General features: G+C 61.2%; 24 protein-coding genes and 4 pseudogenes. 19 read left to right on the top strand and 9 right to left on the bottom strand.

Features of this window, described 5'->3' with window-relative positions; genetic code table 11:
* Nucleotides 1–42: 42 nt before the first annotated feature.
* The 4 genes from EI171_RS09710 to EI171_RS09695 all read right to left on the bottom strand — a co-directional run bounded on the left by EI171_RS09710 (nt 43) and on the right by EI171_RS09695 (nt 2,356).
* Complete coding sequence (locus tag EI171_RS09710; RefSeq protein WP_011087973.1) at nt 43–1,275, bottom strand: glycosyltransferase family 4 protein; 1,233 nt, start codon at nt 1,273–1,275, stop codon at nt 43–45.
* Nucleotides 1,272–1,493 carry a hypothetical protein gene (locus EI171_RS09705; protein WP_028160473.1) on the bottom strand — a complete coding sequence of 74 codons (222 nt, stop codon included), beginning with the start codon at nt 1,491–1,493 and terminating at the stop codon, nt 1,272–1,274. Before EI171_RS09705 ends, EI171_RS09710 begins: the two co-directional genes overlap by 4 nt.
* A 10-nt stretch (nt 1,494–1,503) precedes the next feature.
* The gene (locus EI171_RS09700; RefSeq protein ID WP_011087974.1) at nt 1,504–1,833 is read right to left on the bottom strand and encodes a hypothetical protein; all 330 of its coding nucleotides are present in this window, start codon (nt 1,831–1,833) and stop codon (nt 1,504–1,506) included.
* A 67-nt stretch (nt 1,834–1,900) separates the two neighbouring features.
* Nucleotides 1,901–2,356, bottom strand: a complete 456-nt coding sequence (locus EI171_RS09695; RefSeq protein WP_028160472.1) for an Hsp20 family protein — start codon at nt 2,354–2,356, stop codon at nt 1,901–1,903.
* A 481-nt stretch (nt 2,357–2,837) separates the two neighbouring features.
* On the opposite strand from EI171_RS09695, the gene EI171_RS09690 reads away from it, so the two are divergent.
* The 4 genes and pseudogenes from EI171_RS09690 to EI171_RS44630 all read left to right on the top strand — a co-directional run bounded on the left by EI171_RS09690 (nt 2,838) and on the right by EI171_RS44630 (nt 4,850).
* Complete coding sequence (locus EI171_RS09690) at nt 2,838–3,290, top strand: Hsp20 family protein (RefSeq protein WP_161533220.1); 453 nt, start codon at nt 2,838–2,840, stop codon at nt 3,288–3,290.
* A 93-nt stretch (nt 3,291–3,383) separates the two neighbouring features.
* Nucleotides 3,384–3,874 (top strand): annotated as a pseudogene (locus EI171_RS09685) (Hsp20/alpha crystallin family protein).
* 53 nt (nt 3,875–3,927) lie between these two features.
* Entirely contained in the window at nt 3,928–4,446 is a 519-nt protein-coding gene (locus tag EI171_RS09680; RefSeq protein ID WP_246740477.1) for an ETC complex I subunit, read from the top strand.
* 116 nt (nt 4,447–4,562) lie between these two features.
* On the top strand, nt 4,563–4,850 hold the full coding sequence (locus EI171_RS44630; RefSeq protein ID WP_202633240.1) for a hypothetical protein: 288 nt from the start codon (nt 4,563–4,565) through the stop codon (nt 4,848–4,850).
* Between the two features lie 103 nt (nt 4,851–4,953).
* Here the strand turns inward: EI171_RS44630 and EI171_RS09675 are convergent, their stop codons facing one another.
* Nucleotides 4,954–5,157 carry a hypothetical protein gene (locus tag EI171_RS09675; RefSeq protein ID WP_097669666.1) on the bottom strand — a complete coding sequence of 68 codons (204 nt, stop codon included), beginning with the start codon at nt 5,155–5,157 and terminating at the stop codon, nt 4,954–4,956.
* A 265-nt stretch (nt 5,158–5,422) separates the two neighbouring features.
* On the opposite strand from EI171_RS09675, the gene groES reads away from it, so the two are divergent.
* The 5 genes from groES (at nt 5,423) to EI171_RS09650 (ending at nt 9,990) form a co-directional block, all read left to right on the top strand.
* Nucleotides 5,423–5,737 carry a co-chaperone GroES gene (groES, locus tag EI171_RS09670; RefSeq protein ID WP_028171493.1) on the top strand — a complete coding sequence of 105 codons (315 nt, stop codon included), beginning with the start codon at nt 5,423–5,425 and terminating at the stop codon, nt 5,735–5,737.
* Between the two features lie 48 nt (nt 5,738–5,785).
* The gene (gene groL, locus EI171_RS09665; protein WP_161533219.1) at nt 5,786–7,408 is read left to right on the top strand and encodes a chaperonin GroEL; all 1,623 of its coding nucleotides are present in this window, start codon (nt 5,786–5,788) and stop codon (nt 7,406–7,408) included.
* Between the two features lie 202 nt (nt 7,409–7,610).
* Nucleotides 7,611–7,958 carry a hypothetical protein gene (locus EI171_RS09660; protein WP_161533218.1) on the top strand — a complete coding sequence of 116 codons (348 nt, stop codon included), beginning with the start codon at nt 7,611–7,613 and terminating at the stop codon, nt 7,956–7,958.
* Nucleotides 7,959–8,554: 596 nt separating this feature from the next.
* Nucleotides 8,555–9,646, top strand: a complete 1,092-nt coding sequence (locus EI171_RS09655) for an IS5 family transposase (RefSeq protein WP_161533217.1) — start codon at nt 8,555–8,557, stop codon at nt 9,644–9,646.
* Complete coding sequence (locus tag EI171_RS09650; protein WP_161533216.1) at nt 9,646–9,990, top strand: hypothetical protein; 345 nt, start codon at nt 9,646–9,648, stop codon at nt 9,988–9,990. The genes EI171_RS09655 and EI171_RS09650 overlap by 1 nt, the downstream gene beginning before the upstream one ends.
* A gap of 22 nt (nt 9,991–10,012) precedes the next feature.
* On the opposite strand, the gene EI171_RS09645 is transcribed toward EI171_RS09650, so the two are convergent.
* On the bottom strand, nt 10,013–11,449 hold the full coding sequence (locus tag EI171_RS09645) for an IS701 family transposase (RefSeq protein WP_161536951.1): 1,437 nt from the start codon (nt 11,447–11,449) through the stop codon (nt 10,013–10,015).
* A 151-nt stretch (nt 11,450–11,600) separates the two neighbouring features.
* On the opposite strand from EI171_RS09645, the gene EI171_RS09640 reads away from it, so the two are divergent.
* The 6 genes and pseudogenes from EI171_RS09640 (at nt 11,601) to EI171_RS09615 (ending at nt 16,443) form a co-directional block, all read left to right on the top strand.
* Nucleotides 11,601–12,059, top strand: coding sequence for an Hsp20 family protein (locus EI171_RS09640; protein WP_011087986.1), 459 nt, complete (start codon nt 11,601–11,603; stop codon nt 12,057–12,059).
* 166 nt (nt 12,060–12,225) lie between these two features.
* On the top strand, nt 12,226–13,152 hold the full coding sequence (rpoH, locus tag EI171_RS09635) for an RNA polymerase sigma factor RpoH (RefSeq protein ID WP_161533215.1): 927 nt from the start codon (nt 12,226–12,228) through the stop codon (nt 13,150–13,152).
* 529 nt (nt 13,153–13,681) lie between these two features.
* Nucleotides 13,682–14,143 carry an Hsp20 family protein gene (locus tag EI171_RS09630; RefSeq protein ID WP_161533214.1) on the top strand — a complete coding sequence of 154 codons (462 nt, stop codon included), beginning with the start codon at nt 13,682–13,684 and terminating at the stop codon, nt 14,141–14,143.
* An 84-nt stretch (nt 14,144–14,227) separates the two neighbouring features.
* A pseudogene (locus EI171_RS09625) lies at nt 14,228–14,728 on the top strand (Hsp20/alpha crystallin family protein).
* 71 nt (nt 14,729–14,799) lie between these two features.
* Entirely contained in the window at nt 14,800–15,915 is a 1,116-nt protein-coding gene (locus EI171_RS09620; protein WP_161533213.1) for a trypsin-like peptidase domain-containing protein, read from the top strand.
* Between the two features lie 63 nt (nt 15,916–15,978).
* Nucleotides 15,979–16,443 (top strand): hypothetical protein, encoded by a 465-nt coding sequence (locus tag EI171_RS09615; protein ID WP_011087992.1) that lies wholly within the window; start codon nt 15,979–15,981, stop codon nt 16,441–16,443.
* A 224-nt stretch (nt 16,444–16,667) separates the two neighbouring features.
* Here the strand turns inward: EI171_RS09615 and EI171_RS09610 are convergent, their stop codons facing one another.
* The 3 genes and pseudogenes from EI171_RS09610 to EI171_RS09605 form a co-directional block, all read right to left on the bottom strand.
* Nucleotides 16,668–17,084: a hypothetical protein gene (locus EI171_RS09610; RefSeq protein WP_011087993.1), complete on the bottom strand. Its 417-nt coding sequence runs from the start codon at nt 17,082–17,084 to the stop codon at nt 16,668–16,670.
* A gap of 15 nt (nt 17,085–17,099) precedes the next feature.
* Nucleotides 17,100–17,295: pseudogene (locus EI171_RS45430) on the bottom strand (hypothetical protein).
* A 16-nt stretch (nt 17,296–17,311) separates the two neighbouring features.
* Nucleotides 17,312–17,755: a DUF4440 domain-containing protein gene (locus EI171_RS09605; protein WP_161533212.1), complete on the bottom strand. Its 444-nt coding sequence runs from the start codon at nt 17,753–17,755 to the stop codon at nt 17,312–17,314.
* A gap of 108 nt (nt 17,756–17,863) precedes the next feature.
* Here EI171_RS09605 and EI171_RS09600 point away from each other — a divergent pair.
* From EI171_RS09600 to EI171_RS09585, 4 genes and pseudogenes are all read left to right on the top strand, one after another.
* Nucleotides 17,864–18,109: pseudogene (locus EI171_RS09600) on the top strand (DNA polymerase/3'-5' exonuclease PolX); the annotation flags it as partial.
* On the top strand, nt 18,109–18,780 hold the full coding sequence (locus tag EI171_RS09595) for a mobile mystery protein B (RefSeq protein WP_161533211.1): 672 nt from the start codon (nt 18,109–18,111) through the stop codon (nt 18,778–18,780). The pseudogene EI171_RS09600 and the gene EI171_RS09595, both read left to right, overlap by 1 nt.
* Before the next feature lie 156 nt (nt 18,781–18,936).
* Complete coding sequence (locus tag EI171_RS46665) at nt 18,937–19,215, top strand: HEPN/Toprim-associated domain-containing protein (protein WP_161536950.1); 279 nt, start codon at nt 18,937–18,939, stop codon at nt 19,213–19,215.
* Nucleotides 19,216–19,227: 12 nt separating this feature from the next.
* Nucleotides 19,228–19,893, top strand: a complete 666-nt coding sequence (locus EI171_RS09585; protein ID WP_161533210.1) for a hypothetical protein — start codon at nt 19,228–19,230, stop codon at nt 19,891–19,893.
* Nucleotides 19,894–19,904: the final 11 nt, after the last annotated feature.

Here is a 19,904-nt window from a genome sequence, read left to right as displayed (position 1 = left end):
CGCCCTGTGATGGCGATCGCCGGACAAGGACGCCGACGGAATTCAGGCCTCCAGCCCCAGGCTCGCGCCACATCCTGAAGTTCGTTTTTGCTTCGCCCCCGCTGCGCCCTTCCGACGACCTTCTTCGGGTCGCATGATGACCTGTTCAAGCGCATCCAGCCGACCTATCGCGGGCGACCCTTCCAAACTACGCGCGGCCTTCGCGGATAAGGCGGCAACGGCCGAAATCTTGGTCTGCCGCGCAGCGTGGCTACGGAGAATGGAGTGGTAAATTTTCACGTAGTCCGATGCCATGCGACGGGAGGAGAACCGCTCCTCGAAGCGCATCCGGATCGCTTTCCGGTCCAACGCCAACAGCTCTGGAATGGCCTGCACCGCCTCATCGAGGCTTGAGACGATGCGCCCGGTCAGCCCGTCCTCGACGATCTCCGGGACCGATCCGCAGCGGAAGGCAAGCACCGGCGTTCCGCAGGCCATGGCCTCGATCATGACCAGCCCGAACGGCTCGGGCCAATCGATGGGGAAAAGCAATCCGGCCGCCCGGCCGAGAAACTCGGTCTTGGCGCTCTCGTTGATCTCGCCAACGAACTCGACGTCCGTCCCGTTCAAGAGTGGCGCGATGACCTGCTGGAAGTAGGCTTCGTCGACCTTATCAACCTTCGCCGCAATCTTAAGCGGCACGCCCGCAGCCCGCGCAATGGCAATGGCGCGGTCGGGCCGTTTCTCGGGCGAGATGCGACCAAGAAACGCAAGGTAGCCGCCCGCCGACGTCCAGGTCGACTTGTGAAGATCGACCGGGATGCCGTGATATACGGTTCCGACGAATTTCGCGCTGGGCAATGGCGCCCGTTGCGCGTTGGAGATGGAGATCAGCGGCATCTCCGAAAACCAGCGATAGAACGGCATGTGATCGGCAAGGTCCTGCCGGCCATGCAGCGTCGTCACTGTCCGTCCGGACTCCGATCGGAACAGAGGAAAGTGCAAGTAGTCGACGTGAAAGTGCAGGATGTCGAAATCGTCAGCGCGCTCCCGCACCTTGTCGAGCATCAGCGCGTGATGCGGGATCGGGTCGCGGGCGTCCGGATCGAGGCGCAACGCCCGGGGCACGCACGGAACGAGTTCGGCGGAGGTGATGGAATCGCCGCTGGCGAAAAGCGTGACCTGATGACCTTGCCTGATCAGCTCCTCGGTCAAATATGAAACGACCCGCTCCGTTCCGCCATACAGCCGTGGCGGGACGCTCTCGAAGAGCGGCGCAATCTGCGCGATCCTCATTCATTCCTCCCGTACAGCCAGTCACACCCGTTAAAGGCCGACGCCAGTTCAGTGGCCCCGAGCGCGGGGATGACCCGCGAGCCGTCGGTCTGGACGTGGCGCGCCTGCACGGGCTTCTTTCTGTCGATGCTCCAGGTCTTCGCATCCTGTTGCAACCGGCTCGTCCAGCGCTGCTCCAGACGGTCGATTACGTAACGGGGTAGACGGATATCTTCCATGGGATCCTCCTCACGCCGCCAGCACCCGCGACGTGGAAAACCGTCGCTTTGGCTTTCCGCCGGGCGGATTTCGCGGATTGCGTGGGCCGCCATCCAGATCGCATAATGCATCCAGGATGGCATCGATGCTGACAGGCGCCTTCAGTCCATGGGGCGCACGAAGCCCCGGACATGACGCAATCGCCGAAGCGTCGGAAGCCCAGGAGGCGAGGATCGCCCGCTTCTCGGCCAGCGAAAGCGACGGATGCCTAACCACGTCCTTGGGATGCTCGAAGACGGTGCCGGGGTGCAGGAGCGCTTGGAAGTCGAAGACGTTGTCGGTGGCGGTCGTCGGCCGCATGTTTTCCTCCCTTCAAAGACGAGTGGATGGACGGCCCGTAGACCGGGCCGCCGCAATACGTACTGGTTCAAGCCGCCCTGGATTCGAGCTTGTGCAGGTTGTCCGGCGTCGCTCCATTGATGGCGATCCGTCGCGGCTTCATGGCCTCGGGAATCTCCCGGACGAGTTCGATCTTGAGCAGACCGTTGTCGAAGGACGCGTTCTTGACCTGAACGTAGTCGGCCAGGTTGAACTGGCGCTTGAACGCGCGGGTCGAGATGCCGCGGTACATAAATTCGCGTTCAGTCTTGTCCGTCTTGTTGCCCTCGATCGTCACGACGTTCTGCTCGGCCGTCACCGAGATTTCGTCGGGAGAGAAGCCGGCCACCGCGAGCGAAATCTGGTAGCGATCGTCGCCGAGCCGTTCGATGTTGTAGGGCGGGTAATTGTCCTCGGTCGCGCGCTGGGCGGATTCAGCGAGGTCGAAAAGGCGGTCGAAACCGATGGTCGAACGCCAGAGCGGTGAGAAGTCGTAACTGCGCATAGCCAGATCCTCCACGGAGCAAAATGGTTACGAGCGGCACCGGACACGACCGGTGCCCGTCTCTGGATTCGCCGAGCCCGTCAGGCGCCCGGAGAGCCGCCCTGCGGCGGCGACTCGAAAATTAGAGAAACCGAGTTTGGTTTCAAGGGAGGGCCGGAAAATTTTCAGCCATCCGGGGCCGTCTAGATAACGGGCTTCCGCAGTGCCACCAGGGCGGGGCTACATGAGGCCCGCTCCGAGTCTTTGCCCGTCGTCGGCCGACGCGGCGATGTTCGACTTTCCAGGAGCCTTCGTGTGGCATGACCGGTCCGTCGGCCGGTCGCTTCTCTGTCCTACACTCCTCTTGAAACAAAATCGCCCCATCCTAGTTTTTGTGCAGCCACGCGGGAGCGTGGCGCCGGATGCCTCTCGGGTCCGGCAGACGCCATCGGGCAGAATCCGATGTTGCTCCTATCCATATTGCTCAGAGGAGGATGTGGTTATGAGAACCTACGATCTATCACCCTTCTGGCGTTCGACCATCGGGTTCGACCGCCTCTTAAATCTGGTGAACGATACGGTAGACAACGGCGACACTTACCCGCCGTATGATATCGAGCGCACCAGCGAGGACCAGTACCGGATTTCGCTGGCGCTGGTCGGCTTCACCCCGGACGACGTGGCGATCACCGCAGAGCGCTCGACGCTCACGGTCGAAGGCCGCAAGACCGACGAGGATGAACGCGACTACCTGTATCGTGGAATCTCCGTCCGGCCCTTCCGGCGCGTATTCAACCTGGCCGACTACGTCGAGGTCAAGGACGCGACGTTCGAAGACGGCCTGCTCAGGATTGCCCTGACTCGGGAAATGCCGGAGGCGCTGAAGCCGCGTCAAATCGCGATCGACGTTACCGGCAACGACCACCAGAGGAGCGATCGGACGCAGGCGGCCTGACACTGGCTGCTGCCCATCGAACCGCTGCGCGGCTAGGTCCGCGCTGCGGACTGCTGGCCCATTGACGACCAAATCCAAGAAAGGAGGACCACAATGGCACTACGCGAACTCATTCCGTGGAACAACGGCTCCCGCAATCTGCCTGCGCGACGCACCGAGGTAGACAACCCGTTTCTCTCGCTGCATCGCGAGATGAATCGGCTGTTCGACGACGTGTTTCGCGGCGTCGATATCGGCCAGTTCGCCCCGCCGGCGACAATGGGGTGGCCGAGCGTCGAGTTCAACGAGACCGACAAGGAAGTGAAAGTTATCGCCGAGCTTCCCGGCATCGAACAGAAAGACGTCGAGGTCGAACTTGCCGACGGCGTGCTGACGATCAGCGGCGAGAAGAAGAGCGAAACGAAAGACAAGGAGCGTCGCTTCAGCGAGCGCTACTACGGACGTTTCGAGCGGCGCATTCCCGTCGACGACGTCGACCAGGATAAAGTCGCCGCGTCCTTCAAGGACGGGATCCTCACCGTCACGCTGCCGAAGTCGCCACGGAACAGCGGAAGGTGAAAAGGATCGCAATCAACGGAAAGTAAGACGAAGCGGACGGGAGCCCAGCTCCCGCCCGCCCGGCTCGAAGGAGGCGTTCATGAACGTCACGCCTTTATCGGCACATTCGGACTTTACGGCGCGCCGGCCCGTCCCGGAGCCGGTGGTGACGAAGTCGGTATTTCCGGCGGATGCGCAGGCCGTGATCTACAAGGCTGCCCCCTCGCCGATGACTTCGGGACGGGCTCGCGCACAGCGCTGGACGCTGCGTTTCGAGCGCCGCTCGGCCCCGTACATCGAACCGCTGATGGGTTGGACCGGCGACGACGATCCCCTCTCGCAGGTCAAACTTTCGTTCCCGTCCGTCGCAGCCGCCATCGCATATGCGCGCCGCCAAGGTCTGCAATACTCAGTGCAGGGCTTGCCGGCGCAGGGGGCGAAGCCGCGCCTGGTTTCGGACAATCCCGAGGTTGAGGGCCTAGCCGCCAGCCAGCAGCGGCGCCGACGGCTGGAATGGATTGAGCGGACCCTTGGGCCGGAGGTGATCCGCCACGGGTCCGGGCCTGGGGCTGGCGCGAAAGCGCGACATCCTGCGGCGCTGGGCTCTTCATGCCTCTAAGATTGAGACGGAGCACTCGAAAGGTAACTTGCTGGCGACGCCTTCCCATCTCCAGGAAGTGATCGACGCGCTACTCGATCTCGAGGAGCCGCAGATTACGGCAGCATCCTTCGAGCATGTCGACAGAAAGGCAAGCTGACTTCGCGCAGGTTGTCGGCCCGCTCACGGCGAGGCGCCTCGCCTATCTTTCCGAAACAGAGGTAGCGCGATCATGGATGTTGAAGAATAAGTCAGAGGTTGATGCCATGGCAAAGGCAACCAAATTCTTGCGCAAGCAGGCCGACAAAGCCGAGCGAAAGGCGAGAGTGACCGCTGATGCAAACCTTTTGAACTTGGCAAAGGCCTATCGCACTCAAGCGGACGTGTTGAAGGCCAAGCGAAAGCAGGTAAAGAAGCGACGATGACCCAGGCATCTGAAATTGGCCTTTGATCTTCAAGCCGCAGGATCGGCAACAATGGCGCGCTTTCATCTCGCCGGGGCTTCGGGCACCGCGCCTCAGTTTGCCTTCATCTGAAATTGGCGATCGAATGGTGCTTCGCCGGCGCCATCTCCAAAGGACTCGATGCAGCGACCTGCGGGCTTGGCGGCTCGATCTCCGCCGGTTTTGACCCGTCGGACGAACCCAGAATGAACAGGAGGCCGGCGACCAACATGAGACCCGCACACAGCACGGCCAGACCAGCAATCACCAGGTCGCGATAGTCGTCCATGGTCGTCGTTCTTGGCGGAGTCCAACATTGCGCAGACGACCTCAATCCGCGGTCAGCTACGGAGGGAGGGCGGTGAATGGAAGATCAACTGGTCGCGCCAAATTCGCCGTTCAAGACCGCGGTTGGCAGTCGGACGGCCGGAGTGACAAAAATTTTTCAAAGACCTCTTGAACGGCCGTTTTTCGGATCCTAGGTCGTTTTCGCCCGGGGGCCGGTTGCCCGGACCCGGTTTTTGGACATCGCTGAACTGACATGGAGGATGTGCATGCATTTCCGCCCACTGCACGACCGCGTGCTTGTGCGCCGCATTGATGCCGAGGAAAAGACCGCCGGCGGCATCATCATTCCCGACACCGCAAAGGAGAAGCCGCAGGAAGGCGAGATCATCGCCGCGGGCTCCGGTGGCAGAAACGAGCAAGGCCAGTTGATCCCGATCGATGTCAAGCCGGGAGACCGCGTTTTGTTCGGCAAATGGTCGGGTACCGAAGTGAAGATCGACGGCCAGGACTACTTGATCATGAAGGAGAGCGATCTTCTGGGCGTGGTCGACAAGACCGGCTCGGTCAAGAAGGCCGCCTGAGCACAACTTGCGAAGCCGACAGTCATTGAGGAGAGAGGAGCAACGAACATGGCTGCCAAGGAGGTGAAATTCTCCACAGACGCCCGTGACCGGGTGCTGCGGGGAGTGGATACGCTGGCGAATGCGGTCAAGGTCACGCTCGGCCCCAAGGGGCGGAATGTCGTGATCGAGAAATCCTTCGGTGCGCCGCGCATCACCAAGGATGGCGTGACCGTCGCCAAGGAGATCGAATTGGAGGACAAGTTCGAGAACATGGGCGCGCAGATGGTGCGGGAGGTCGCCTCCAAGACGAGTGACCTCGCGGGCGACGGGACCACCACCGCGACCGTGCTGGCCCAGGCCATCGTCAAGGAAGGCGCGAAGTCCGTCGCCGCCGGCATGAACCCGATGGACCTCAAGCGCGGCATCGATCTGGCCGTCGAAGCCATCGTCAATGATTTGAAGGCGCACGCCAAGAAAGTCACCACCAACGAGGAGATCGCCCAGATCGCGACCATCTCGGCCAATGGCGATATCGAGATCGGTCGCTTTCTTGCCGACGCCATGCAGAAGGTCGGTAACGACGGGGTCATCACCGTAGAGGAAGCCAAGAGCCTCGATACCGAGCTCGAGGTGGTCGAAGGCATGCAGTTCGATCGCGGCTATGTGTCACCCTACTTCGTCACCAATGCCGAGAAGATGCGGGTCGAGTTCGAAGACCCCTACATCCTGATCCATGAGAAGAAGCTGTCGACCCTGCAGTCCATGCTGCCGCTGCTCGAAGCCGTCGTGCAGTCCGGCAAGCCGCTGCTCGTCGTTGCCGAGGATGTCGAAGGTGAAGCGCTCGCGACCCTCGTCGTCAACCGGCTGCGCGGCGGGTTGAAGGTCGCGGCCGTGAAGGCGCCCGGCTTCGGCGATCGTCGCAAGGCCATGCTGGAGGACATCGCGATCCTGACGGGTGGCCAGGCGATCTCGGAGGATCTCGGCATCAAGCTCGAGAACGTCACGCTCAAGATGCTCGGCCGCGCCAAGAAGGTCGTCATCGACAAGGAGAACACGACCATCGTCAACGGTGCGGGGTCCAAGAAGGACATCGAGGCCCGCGTCACCCAGATCAAGATGCAGATCGAGGAGACTACCTCCGACTACGATCGCGAGAAGTTGCAGGAGCGGCTTGCGAAGCTCGCCGGCGGCGTCGCGGTGATCCGCGTTGGTGGCGCGACCGAAGTCGAGGTCAAGGAACGCAAGGATCGCGTCGATGACGCGATGCACGCGACCAGGGCGGCAGTCGAGGAAGGCATCCTGCCCGGCGGCGGCGTCGCGCTGCTGCGCGGCCTGAAGGCGCTCGATGCCATCAAGACCGTGAATGCCGACCAGAAGGCCGGCGTCGACATCGTGCGCCGCGCGATCCAGGTGCCGGCGCGGCAGATTGTGCAGAACGCCGGCGAAGACGGCTCGCTGGTGGTCGGTAAGCTGCTGGAGAACTCCAGCTACAATTGGGGCTTCAATGCCGCCAGCGGCGAATACCAGGACCTGGCGAAGGCAGGCGTGATCGATCCCGCCAAGGTCGTTCGCACCGCGTTGCAGGATGCGGCTTCCGTCGCCGCGCTGCTGATCACGACGGAAGCGCTGATCGCCGAGAAGCCGAAGAAGTCCGAGCCGGCGCCCGCAGCGCCGCCGATGGACTTCTAGCCAAGATCGAGCCCGGCCGCCACCGGCCGGGCTCAACCACTAACCAAAAGAGAAAGGAACGCAAAGCACAAGGAGACCCAGATGAGCACACGCATGCAATCTCGATCGCGCAAGAGCGGGGCGACTGTAATGCATTGGCTCATGTTCGCCCTCAGCCTTCTCACGATCGCCTGGATCAGTTTTCGACCGATTGGAGGATGAGATGATCAGAGATCAAACCATTGTCTCCGCTCATGCGGAGAACCGCAAACAAGCCTTCGGACAGCGCGTGGTCCGCGGGATTCTCACGGCCTCGATGACAGCGGTCCTGGTCCTGCCGTCGCTGGCGGCTTGGGGGGTGGATGGCCCGCGCAGCAAGCCGGAGTCGGGGCAGGTTTTCGGGACGATCGCGCTGCCGCCGATCCCGTATCTGGATTCGATGCCCTGGTTGACGTGGGGCGCCGGCGTGAACACGTTGAAGGTCGACATGCTCCTTTCACCGATCCTGGACCCATCGGGAATCAAGCTTATGCCGGAAGACCGCAATAGGGAGAGACCAGCGATCGGCTAGTTTCATTCACTCACCGGGATGCGATCTCGACCGATTGCGCTGATCGCATCCCCCGGCCGGCTCCCCCCTCGCTATTCGATCATGTCGGACGTACTGACCAGCGTCCGGTTTCCGCCTGAGACGCTCGTATTTGAGCGGGCCGCCAGGGTCCGATCCTTCGTGGTTGAAAGCCAACGCAGAGCAATCGAGCATTGCGGCGACTTCTCAAAGCACAGGATCTCGCTGCAGAACATCGCCAAAGGCTCACCCGGTTGGTCGAACTGGCCGAAGCGGAATTGCAGCGTTTACACGCCTGACGATCGAACTCAGTACGATATTGCCGCATCGCTTACCGACGCAGGGGCGTCTGGTAAGGCCCCTGAAGACCCCTCGATGGCTTTGCCTAATTTTGAAGACGTGCTCCGTGGCTCGGTAACATTGGGTTAGTTTTCGGATAAAAATTCTCCGCTCTCTACTTGAAACCAAAAGGCGATTTGCTAGTTTTCTGCTCGCCGCGACAAGCGGTCCGGGCGCCCTAGCAGGCTGTTGAAAAAGGATGCTCGCCGCCGGCCGGCGACCGTGATTCACTAGCTCCGAGGGGATTCGGGAGATGGTGCGTGCGCGGCGGCGACAATCGAACGGGCGAGCTGTTCAGCTACGTTGACCTGGAGGCTCGCGTGCGGCGGGATCATCCGCTGCGAGCGATCCGGACGATCGTAAACGAGGCGCTGGCGGCGCTGGAGCGCGAGTTTGCCGCGCTCTATTCGCCGATTGGGCGGCCGTCGATCCCGCCGGAGAAGCTGCTGCGGGCGATGCTGTTGCAGGCGTTTTATTCGATCCGCTCGGAGCGGCTTCTGATGGAGCGGCTGGAATACGATCTGCTGTTCCGGTGGTTCGTCGGAATCGGCGTCGACGACGCAGCCTGGGACCATTCGGTGTTCTCGAAGAACCGCGACCGGCTGCTGCAGGGCGATATCGCGGCCAAGTTCCTCGCGGCGGTGCTGGAGCGGCCCAAGGTGAAGAGGCTTCTGTCGAGCGATCACTTCTCGGTCGATGGGACGCTGATCGATGCCTGGGCCTCAATGAAGAGCGTCAAACCCAAGGACGGCACGGGCGAGCCGCCGGCGCAAGGCGGCGGGCGCAATGCTGACGCGCACTTCCACGGCCAGAAACGCTCGAACGACACCCATGCTTCGACGACTGATCCCGATGCCAGGCTCTACCGCAAAGGTAAAGGCAAGGAGACGAAGCTGTGCTTCATCGGGCATGGGCTGATGGAGAACCGCCACGGCCTGCTGGTCGACGCCTGCCTGACGCGGGCCGACGGGCATGCCGAGCGAGTGGCCGCGCTGCACATGATTGAGCCTCGTGCCGACCGGCCGACAGCAATCACGCTTGGCGCCGACAAAGCCTACGACGCAGAGGACTTCGTCAACGAGCTGCGCTCGATGCACGTAACGCCGCATGTTGCGCAGAACACCAGCGGCCGCAGCTCTTCGATCGACGGGAGAACGACCCGGCACAGCGGCTATGCCGTCAGCCAGCGCATCCGCAAGCGCATCGAGGAGGCGTTCGGCTGGATCAAGACGGTCGCCGGTCAAGAGAAGACCAGCTTCCGTGGCCGTGATCGCGTCGCATGGGCCTTCACCTTCGCTGCCAGCGCCTACAATCTGGTGCGGCTGCCCAAGTTGATCGCGGAGACCGGCTGATGGGCAAGGTGCCCGGCTTCGCCAAGGCCTTTGTCGGACGTTGGCGCATCGTCGAGATGGACGTCTGGGACAGCGACTTCCTCGATCTTGTCGAAGAGGCGCATCTCACCTTCCAGGGCAAGTCCGATGGCGAAATCGCCTTTGGGGCTCTTAAGGGCTTCTTGGACGTGCGCTACGGCACCCGCGACGGTTCGCCCTGCGCGGAGTTCTCATGGGAAGGGCACGATGAGAATGATCCATCCTGCGGTCGCGGATGGGCTATGATTGGCACCAAGGGCAGGCTCGTCGGCCACTTCTACATCCACAACGGCGACGATTCCGCCTTCGTTTGCGAACGCGGCTGAGTTTTTCAACACCCTGCTAGTCCTACTGCGTCACAAACGATGATCTGTCTGGTGGTCGAACTTGATCGCGCAACAAGGACATCTCGACAGCGTTCGGACGAGCCCATGTTCGAGGCGCCGTCGCATCGTCGCGATCGAATTTGGAATGTGACGTTGGGTCCGCAGCGGCAGATCCACGGGGTCTGTGATCTGCGGGAATGCGATCGAGCGGGATCGGCCGGGCGCGCCGAGCGCCTGAGGGGGGAATCGTCTCCCGCTCGGAGATCAGGAATCCGTAGGCTGCGATGCACATTGTTGCGTGATGATGAAAGCCGCGCCAGCCGCGTCCCTCGAAGTGGCCGAGCCCGACCTCTTGCTTGAGTTCCTGATAGTCGCGTTCGATGCGCCAGCGCAATTTAGCCGTCTCAACGAGAGTCCGGAATGCCACATCCTCCGGCAATGTCGAGAGCCAGTATTTGGTAGGCTGGTCCTCGCCTTTTGGCCATTCGATCAGCAACCATTCCTCCAATCGCCGGGTGGTTTGCCAATAATCACGATGCGCGGCACGGACCCGCACGCGTGCAAAGCGCGAGGTCAGCTTTTCGTTCGTTCCTTGCCGCCACGTGATGGTGCGCCAAGCTTTGGCCGGCAGGCCGATCGCGAGCGCCTTGACGGCGGCCGGCTGATGCTGACGGTTGCGGCGCATCAGTTTCGGTGGACGGCCGCGGCCTGACCATGGCTTCGGCGGCAAGGGACCGGTGCCGGGCGCCCATACCGTTGTGCTCGACAGAAGACCCGCCACATAGGTCAATCCCAGCGCCGTGATCTCCGTGCGCAGGTCGCTGTTATTGCCATAGCCCGCGTCCATCAGTACGACACCGCGCGGAAGGCCGCTCGCACAGGCCCACCGCAACTGCTCCAGCGCGATCTCCGGCTTGGTCCGGAAGCCAACTTCGGCAGGAATGCCCACCTTGCGCCGCCGATCGCAGTCCTCAGTCCATTCCTTCGGAAGATAAAGGCGATAGGCGACAGGCAGGCTGGCGTGGTGGTTGGCAATCGACAGTGACACCGCCACCTGACAATTATCCTGCTTGCCGAGCTGCCCGCAATATTGCCGCGCAACTCCAACTGAATGTCGCCCCTGCTTGGGAAATCCGGTATCGTCGATGATCCAGGCTTCGATGGGGCCCTGGCGTTCAATCGCCGGCAGGACCATCTCACGTACCTTGCCCAGCACCTTCTCATCCGACCAGGCGCCGCTGCCGACGAAATGCAGCAGCGATTGATGCTGGGCGGCCGTCCGTTCCGGAGCTGTCACCGCCGCCATCGGCTCCACGCTCTTGCGACCGCCACAGGCCATCAGGCCGACGCAATAGTCGCGCAGCGGCGCCTTCCGATCAGCATGACCGATGACACTGGCAAGCCCTTCCAAATACGTCGCAAATCGCTTCTCGCTCGTCTTGGTGCCACGCCCGCTCATGTCGGCCTCTCGACTGATGGTCCATGCTTCATCCATCGCTGATTCTGGCCGGCGGTTTTGTGACTCAGTCAGACTAGGGGCCCGGCGGAGACGGGCGCCGGAGGTGTCCGACGCCTGCTCGTACCCATCTTGCTCCTTGGAGGATTTGGCTATGAGGACTTACAACATCAGCCCCCTGTGGCGATCAACTATCGGCTTCGACCGCGTGTTCGATCTGGTCGACGCGGCCCGGCACACCGCCGGCGAAGCCAACTACCCACCCTGCAATGTAGAACGCCTGTCTGACGACCGGTATCGGATTTCGCTGGCTTTGGCCGGTTTCTCCCCCGATGAAATCACCGTGACGGCCGAACAGAGCGTGCTCACCATCGAAGGTCGCAAGGGCGAAAAAGGACGGCGGGACTTCGTCTATCGAGGCATCTCGTCGCGACCTTTCAAGCGGCAGTTCGGTCTGGCTGCCCACGTCCGGGTCGAGGGAGCACGGTTCGACAACGGCCTGCTGCAGATCGAGTTGGTTCGCGAGATTCCGGACGCCATGAAGCCTCGCCGGATCCCGATTGACAATCTGGCCGCATCCGACGTCCAGCAGATCGAGCGCGAAGCGGCCTGACGGCTTGGTTGTTCGACGGGCTCACCACAAGGCCGAGCCGCTTACCGGCCGCCGCACCTGTGCCGGCGTGTCCGTGCGCGTGCCCCTCGATCAAGCGAGATCGAGCCGGTCGATTGAGGCCCGATGAAACGAGTCCAATTCCTTAGCTCTAATGGGGGTTTGCAAGATGTTTAACAATGCCGCTCTACCTGCCCCGTCTGTCGACGCTGGGCTGTCGAAATATCTCGTCGAGATCCGTAAGTTTCCCTTGCTCACGCCCGAGCAGGAGCTCGCCTACGCAAGGCGCTGGCGCGAGCACCGGGATCGCGACGCAGCGTACCACCTGGTGACCAGTCATCTCAGGCTCGTCGCCAAGATAGCGATGCGCTATCGCGGTTACGGCCTCCCGATCGCGGAAATTGTCTCGGAAGGAAACATTGGCTTGATGCAGGCTGTGAGGCGGTTTGATCCGGATCGGGGCGTTCGCCTTGCCACCTATGCGATGTGGTGGATCAGGGCCTCCATCCAGGAGTACATCCTGCGGTCCTGGTCGCTGGTCAAGATCGCCGCGAGCGCCAGCCAGAAGAAGCTGTTCTTCAAACTGCGGAGAGCCAAAAGCGCGATCTCGGCGCTGCAGGACGGCGATCTGCGTCCGGAGCAGGTCAGGCTGATTGCGGAGCGTCTCAAGGTGGCTGAGCGAGACGTTGTCACCATGGACCGGCGCCTGCGTGGAGATGTTTCTCTAAATGTGCCCGTCCACGACGAGGATGAAACCGGACAAACGTTGGACTGGCTTGTGGATCCCGCGCCGAGCGGTGAGATCACCTTGGCCGAGGAGCAGGAGACCAAACATCGTCGTCGGGCCCTCGCCGATGCCATCGCCAAGCTCAACGCTCGCGAACGTAACATCTTCACAGCGCGCTGGCTGAACGAGGAGTCGCCGACCCTTGAAGAACTTGCCGCGGAATATGGAATATCCCGCGAACGGGTTCGCCAAATCGAGGAGCGAGCGTTTCAAAAGGTAAAGGCTGCGATGCTGACAAGTCGACATGAGGCCAATGGCCCGCCGTCTTCCCGCGCGAAAGAAATGAAGCAGGGGGAGGCGCGGGCCTAAGCCCGCAAAAAGATCACTGGACTGATCGCCATGTTTACTCCGTTGGTCATTCTTCTCGTGATGGCAAACACAGCCGCAGCGACTGGAGCAGTCGTTGTCGCCTTGCAGGCCGCGATGTTCGAGACAGGTTGTGCGGCTCGCCGGCGTTGACGGTGGAGGGAGCCGGCATCGCCAACACCGACTTGTCGTGACAACAGGGTGGGGTTGCGGGCGCAGCATGAGAGGCGGATCCCGTATCCTCTCCAATTCGCGGACGTCGAAAGCCAGACACGCGGTAGTTATGGCTTGGTGTACCTGGCCGGAAGGTGATCGCCTTTCGCAGAAGCCGGGCGACCGCGAGCAAAACGATATCGGCGGATTCCCGACCACTGAAAATCGTTGATCGCCCACTTGAAATCGAATCGGCTTTTTCTAATTTTTAGCGTGCCGCGACAAGCGGTCCGGGCGCCCTTCGGGGGCCCGGTGGAGACGGGCGCCGGGGGTGTCCGACGCCTGCTCGTACCCATCTTGCTCAGTGGAGGATTTGGCTATGAGGACCACCTACGATTTTGCTCCCCTTTGGCGGTCGACCATCGGCTTTGACCGCCTGTTTGACTTCGTGGACGCTGCGCAACAGGCCGGCACGGAGGATAACTATCCCCCATGCAACGTCGAGCGCCTGAGCGAAGACCGCTACCAGATTTCGCTGGCGGTGGCGGGCTTCTCGGCCGATGAAATCGCGATCACCGCAGAACAAAGCGTGTTGACGGTCGAAGGCCGGAAGTCGGAAAAACAGCAGCGCGAGTTTCTGTACCAGGGAATTTCGTCTCGGCCCTTCAAGCGGCAGTTCAATCTGGCGGACTATGTCCAGGTCAAGGGAGCCTCGTTCGACAACGGCTTGCTGCAGATCGAACTGGTGCGCGAGATCCCCGAGGCCATGAAGCCGCGCCGGATTTCGATCAGCGGTTCGTCCGCTTCGAACGTCCGGCAGATCGACGGCAAGGCGGCCTGACCGCCACGCAACGCGCACATCAGCGAAGAACAGACTTCCGCGGCGATTCGCGGCGGAAGTCGCTTGAATTGAGGAGAACACACCATGGGTATCAAGGACCTCATTCCGTGGAATAACGGCGGACGCGAGGTCGGCATTCACCGCGGAGCCGATGTGAATCCGTTTCTTACATTGCATCGCGAGATGAACCGGATGTTCGACGAGGTATTCCGCGGCTTTGATCTTGCGCCGTTCGGATCGAGCCGGGGACTGAGCGGGCTCGGCTGGCCCCAGATCGACATCGATGAAACGGACAAGGAGGTGCGCATCACCGCTTAGCTGCCCGGCCTGGAGGAGAAGGACGTCAGTCTCGAAATCGCGAACGGAGTTCTTTCGATCTCCGGCGAGAAAAAATCCGAATCGGAAGACAAGGCACGTCGTTTCAGCGGGCGGTACTATGGCCGTTTCGAACGGCGTATCCCGCTGGAGGGCATCGACGAGGATAAAGTCTCGGCCGCGTTCAAGAACGGCGTCCTGACCATAACCGTGCCGAAATCCGCCGAAGCCAAAAATGTCCGCCGCATTGCGATCAATCGCAATGGCTGACACTTTCCAACGACCGGGCGTGCGATCGTCCGGACGTTGGAATTCCGTCTCTACAAACTCGTTTACTCACCATGTCGAAGAACTCATCAGTAATAAAGGATCGACGGTTCGCCGCAGTCTTGCTCCTTTGCGCCTCTATCGCGTGGTCGCCCGTTCTCGCACAGGTCCCGGATATCAGGGGCGGCCAAATTCCGACCCTTGCGCCTGTGGTAAGGGAAACCACCCCTGCGGTCGTCAACATTTCGGTGCACGCCCGGGTCAAGGAGGACAATCCGCTCTACCGTGATCCCGTCTTTCGAGAGTTTTTTGATCTTCCCAAGCAGCTTGAAAAGGAAGTCCAGGCAACCGGCTCGGGCGTAATCGTCGACGCCGAACGCGGCTATGTACTCACCGCCAATCACGTCGTTGCGCAGATCTCTAAGGCCCAAGTCACGACCAAAGACGGACGAAAGTTCGACGCAAAATTGGTTGGGCGTGACCCTGCAACCGACGTTGCCGTTCTTCAACTGCAAGGACAAAGAGGTAACCTCAAGGCCGTCCCGTTGGGTGACAGCGATCGGATCGAGGTCGGTGATTTCGTGATCGCGATCGGGAACCCCTTCGGCTTGGGTCAGACCGTGACTGCGGGAATTGTCAGCGCCCTCGGCCGAACCGGCCTTGGCAAGCAAGGGTATGAGGACTTCATCCAGACCGACGCATCCATTAATCCCGGAAATTCGGGCGGCGCCCTGATTAACCTGAGGGGACAACTTGTCGGGATCAATACGGCGATCATTTCTCCGGGCGGCGGTAACGTCGGAATCGGATTCGCTGTGCCGATCAACATGGCCCGCCGCGTCATGGAGCAGCTTGTTCAATACGGCGAAGTTCGTCGCGGCCAGATCGGCATATCCATCCGCGATCTTGGAGTCGATCTTGCGGCCAAGGAGAGCTATCAAGGGGCGCTGATCGCGGAGATTGCCAGTGGTTCGCCGGCGGAGCAAGCGGGGCTGCAAAAGGGCGACATCGTGAAGGCTGTCGATGGCACGCCGATCCGGAGCGCGTCCCAGCTTCGCAATTTGATTGGCCTTACCCCAGTCGGTAGCCGCGTCGAGCTTCGGTTCGAACGCAATGGCGCTGCTCGCAGCGCGAGCGTCGAGGTGGGTCCAGCAAAAGCTGTGCCCGTGAGACGCACGGCCGATCAATGATAACGAATGGCGCGGCGACGGGTTTTCAAAGCAGTACGGCATGAGTACTCGGGGGAGATGTAGGTGGTCAAGGATCGCAAGAGTGAAGAAGAACTGCGCCAGATGATGCTGGCGGCCGCTCGCAAGCACGAAGAGTGCGGCGAGTTGGAGGATCTTTTCATATTTGGTCCTACGCCGCGCCCCGATGCAAATTGGGGCTTTGGGATCGCCGGAAAGGACAACAAGGTATCCGTGGCCTGTTATGCGCGCCTCGACCAGATTGCCAGTGACCTGCAGGCTAAGTACGAACTGCATCCGGTTAGGGCGAGCCGACGCGACATCGAAGCAAGGGTTTGGTCCTTGGTGCGTGACCACCCAACGCTCGGGGCGTCACTGTCGCGCACCGGAGGTGCTTACGAAGTCGCCACGTTCAGGGAACTGGAGGGTCGACCGAATTGGACAATGGAATGGCTCACTGATGATCGGCTGGCTAAAGCTGCCTTCGAACGGGTCGTCAGGTCCGTTCAAACGCAAATTGAGCTGGAATAAGCTGTTGCTCCTACGGTTTGAGGCGCTGGAGACCATTTGCCGGAAGCTCCCCGCGGCGTCGATCAAGAAACCCGCAAATACGTTGTCCAAGCGCTCCTGCGGGCCGCGAACGGCCATGCCAATCTGGGCGAGGTGGAGGCCGTCGCCCGGGAGGGCGTTGCGGGAAGCTGACGGCAAATCGGTGACGGACGACGCCTTCTTACGCTGGCCTGAGATGGGCTCCGTTACGAAGCCTTGGCCCTTGCCCGCGCTGCGACCAGATCGCGTCGACGCCGCTTCTGGTCCCGCTTGCGTCGGCCCGTCGCGACGGGGGATGCCGCCGGTGTCGCCGCAGGCGTCGAGGCATCGGTCGCCCGGATGGGAGGCTGCTCGGTAGCCGGCACGGCAACCGGCCGCGCCTCCATGATCTCGAGAACGGCGCGGCCTTTCTCGGTGATACGCCAGCCGCCGTCGAGCCTCTCGACGAGACCTTGCGAGAAGATGTCCAGCTCGGGCACGCGCGCAGCCAGCCGCTTGGTGCGTTCGGCCCAGTCACGTCCGCTGGTCGCCAGAATCGCCATGTCGCGCTTGAGGTCGGCCATGACGGCGAAGCCGTCCGGATAGCTCACCAGGATTTTCAGGACCGTGACCTGAAAATTCATCCCCGCCCCCTGCGCTCAGCGCCATATGGTTGGCGCCCAGGGCTTTGCGCCCGGCTCGCCTCAATCGTTCGTGGGAGATTTCGCCCTTCGTTGCGGCTTCCAAAATCTTCGAAGCGAGGTGCGCGCGCATCCCGATCTCGCACCCCGAGATGCTCTTGCAGACTTCATCGAGGACCGCACGCAAGAGTGCTGTGGTAGGCGCGTCGAACATTAGGCGACCTCCTACTTCAAGGAGGCGGCGGCTTGGGCATCGCCGACAGCAAACGAATCTTGAGCTTGCCGCCCTCGGTCACGTAGGTCGCCGTCCAGATACCTCCCGTCTCGATGGGCGCGCCGTTCTGATTTTTGCCTGCGAGGCGGTACGCCCCTATGGCAAGCGCCATGTCCGACCCCAGCGGCCATGCCTGGTCGACCGTGATCTCCTCGTGGTCGAACCCAGCCTTGAACGCGCCTTGGTAGAATTCCGCGATGTCGGAACGCGGACCGGCCGGATTGACGTGGATCCCGCCCGCCGCGAACAGGGCGGCAATTCCCGCACCGTCCTGCTTGTTGAAGCTTGCAGCATATTCCGAAGCGATCGCTTCGACCTTCTGCTTCGGATCACCGTCAGCGGCCATTGCTGATAGCGAAACGATCGCAACGAAGAGGCATGAGAAGCAGGCCCGCAGCATCGCAATTCCTCCCTGAAAATGGACATCAAAAAAGCTCGACCCAGAACAAGGATCAATTTGACATCAAATACGGATGGTCGGCAATCGTCGAGACCGCTGCGGTGCAGCATCAACGCCCATCCGTGGCGCCTCGATCTGGATTGGCGCTGGCACCAGGCCGCCCTCGACTTCGGCTGCATGCTCAGCATCAATCCGGACGCGCACTCGATCCCGGAGCTCGACCACATGCACTGGGGCGTCGAGATGGCCCGCAAGGGCGGTGTCCCCGCCGCCAGGGTCTTGAACGCGATGCCTCTCTCGGACCTCACGCGCTACCTTCGGCAGAAGCGGCGCTCGCTCGCCCGGGCGGCCTGATGCAGCAGGCGCACGCGCTCTCGCTTGGGTGCACCGTGGTCGCGGTCGCCGCCGATCGCGGCCACCACTTCAGCAAGCCGCCTCAGGATCGGATCGTGCTGGTAGAGGGCCATGGTGTTGAAGGCGATGCCCATGCCGGCCCGGAGGATCTCATCCCGACCCACATCACTTTGCGCAGCGAACTGAACGAACTTGAGCAGCAGAATATCGCGACGGCAAACCGCTGGGCATTCGGCCGACGGAAGGTTGCGACGCGGGAAAGTTTTCTCAAAAGCTTGCATCGGCGCATGTTTGAACGCGTCTGGCGCTGGGCTGGAAAATTTCGAACGACGGAGCGCAACCTCGGCGTCGCGCCGCATCTAATCGAAGTTTCGTTGCATCAGGTGCTCGACGATGCAAGGTATTGGGTCGAGAACAACACCTATCCACCGGACGAGCTTGCCGCTCGCTTCCATCACCGCCTGGTATCCGTACATCCGTTTCCAAACGGCAACGGCCGCTGGTCACGATTGGCTGCCGATGTGTTGATCGTGCAGCTTGGCGGCCAACGCTTCACGTGGGGCAGCGCAGACTTGCAAACGGCTGGCGCCGCCCGTGCGACTTATATCGCAGCGCTCCAGGCGGCCGACAATCATGATCTCGGGCCGCTCATCGCTTTCGCCCAATCATAACCCGATCGCCCTTCATTCTGGCAAAGCCTCGGCAAAGTCCCGCATCGCAACAAAGAGCTCATAGCCGGATTTGTGCCAGAATGACTCGAAGGTAATCGCCTTGCCGTCCAGGTCAGCGGTCAAGGAAATCCCCTCTCGACCCTCGCATCTGATTATATTGACTTCGACACACCCGAGCGCGCGGCAATCGCTCAAGGTCGGCTCGCGAACGACCAGGATGATATTGGGCGTCTCCCCTGGGGCGGCAGTTTCAATTCATATTGGTCGGAAGCCAGCTATCTGTCGGATAAATTGTGCATCCTGAGCGCGCCGGCGATGCTGCAAGTTTTTGGCACAAATCCAGCAAATGCCGAAGTTGAGGTTATTTGGCAATTTGGGCCGCTGGTGAACGCGGGCTGGGCCGCCAGGGAGGAATTCCAATCTGGAGCGAGGTGAACCCAATCAATTTTGGTTGCCACCGAAGGCGCATCGGATGCGCGCATCGTCAGTCGCGCTCTCGAAATCTTGCGGCCGGACGTCGCTGATTTCTTCCGATTTATTGATGTAGAGGAGCGGCACCATTTTTGGGGCACAGGCAATTTGGTGAAATTCGCGGAAGGCCTACTCCGTATCGACATACAGAATAAGGTGCTGTTTCTGCTCGACAATGATGCTGAAGGGGTCGACGCCTATCGCAAACTTCAGGAATTGAGGCTCTCGAGCAATATGCACGCGATGCGACTTCCCGATTTAGACGAATTTCGGAGCTTCCCGGCACGCGGGCCGGAGGGCATTACCGCTTGTGATATCAATGGGCGAGCCGACGCGATTGAATGCTACTTGGATCTAAACCTCGTTGGATATCCGGCAGCACAGGTCGTTTGGAGCAACTACAAAAAAGATATCGGTACTTGGCAGGGAGCGCTGGACCACAAGGAATGCTATAAGCGCCGCTCCCCTTATCGGGTTGAGCGGCGTCTTCATTTTCCGAGAATGTTATCGGCAACGCAAGCCGATTGCCCAAACACTCCAGTTGATCTTGAACGAGCGGCGGGCGATCCGCGCTGCTCAGAAGTAAGGAAGTCCAAGAACAACTCTGCCCGCGCCACGCGGTCACTGGCCCGATCTGGTTGAGTAGAGCCTTG

The organism is Bradyrhizobium sp. LCT2, from assembly GCF_009931255.1.
GTDB classification, from domain to species: Bacteria; Pseudomonadota; Alphaproteobacteria; order Rhizobiales; family Xanthobacteraceae; genus Bradyrhizobium; species Bradyrhizobium diazoefficiens.
Note: the sequence above shows the minus strand (reverse complement) of the source record. Positions and strands in the feature narration are given on the sequence as shown.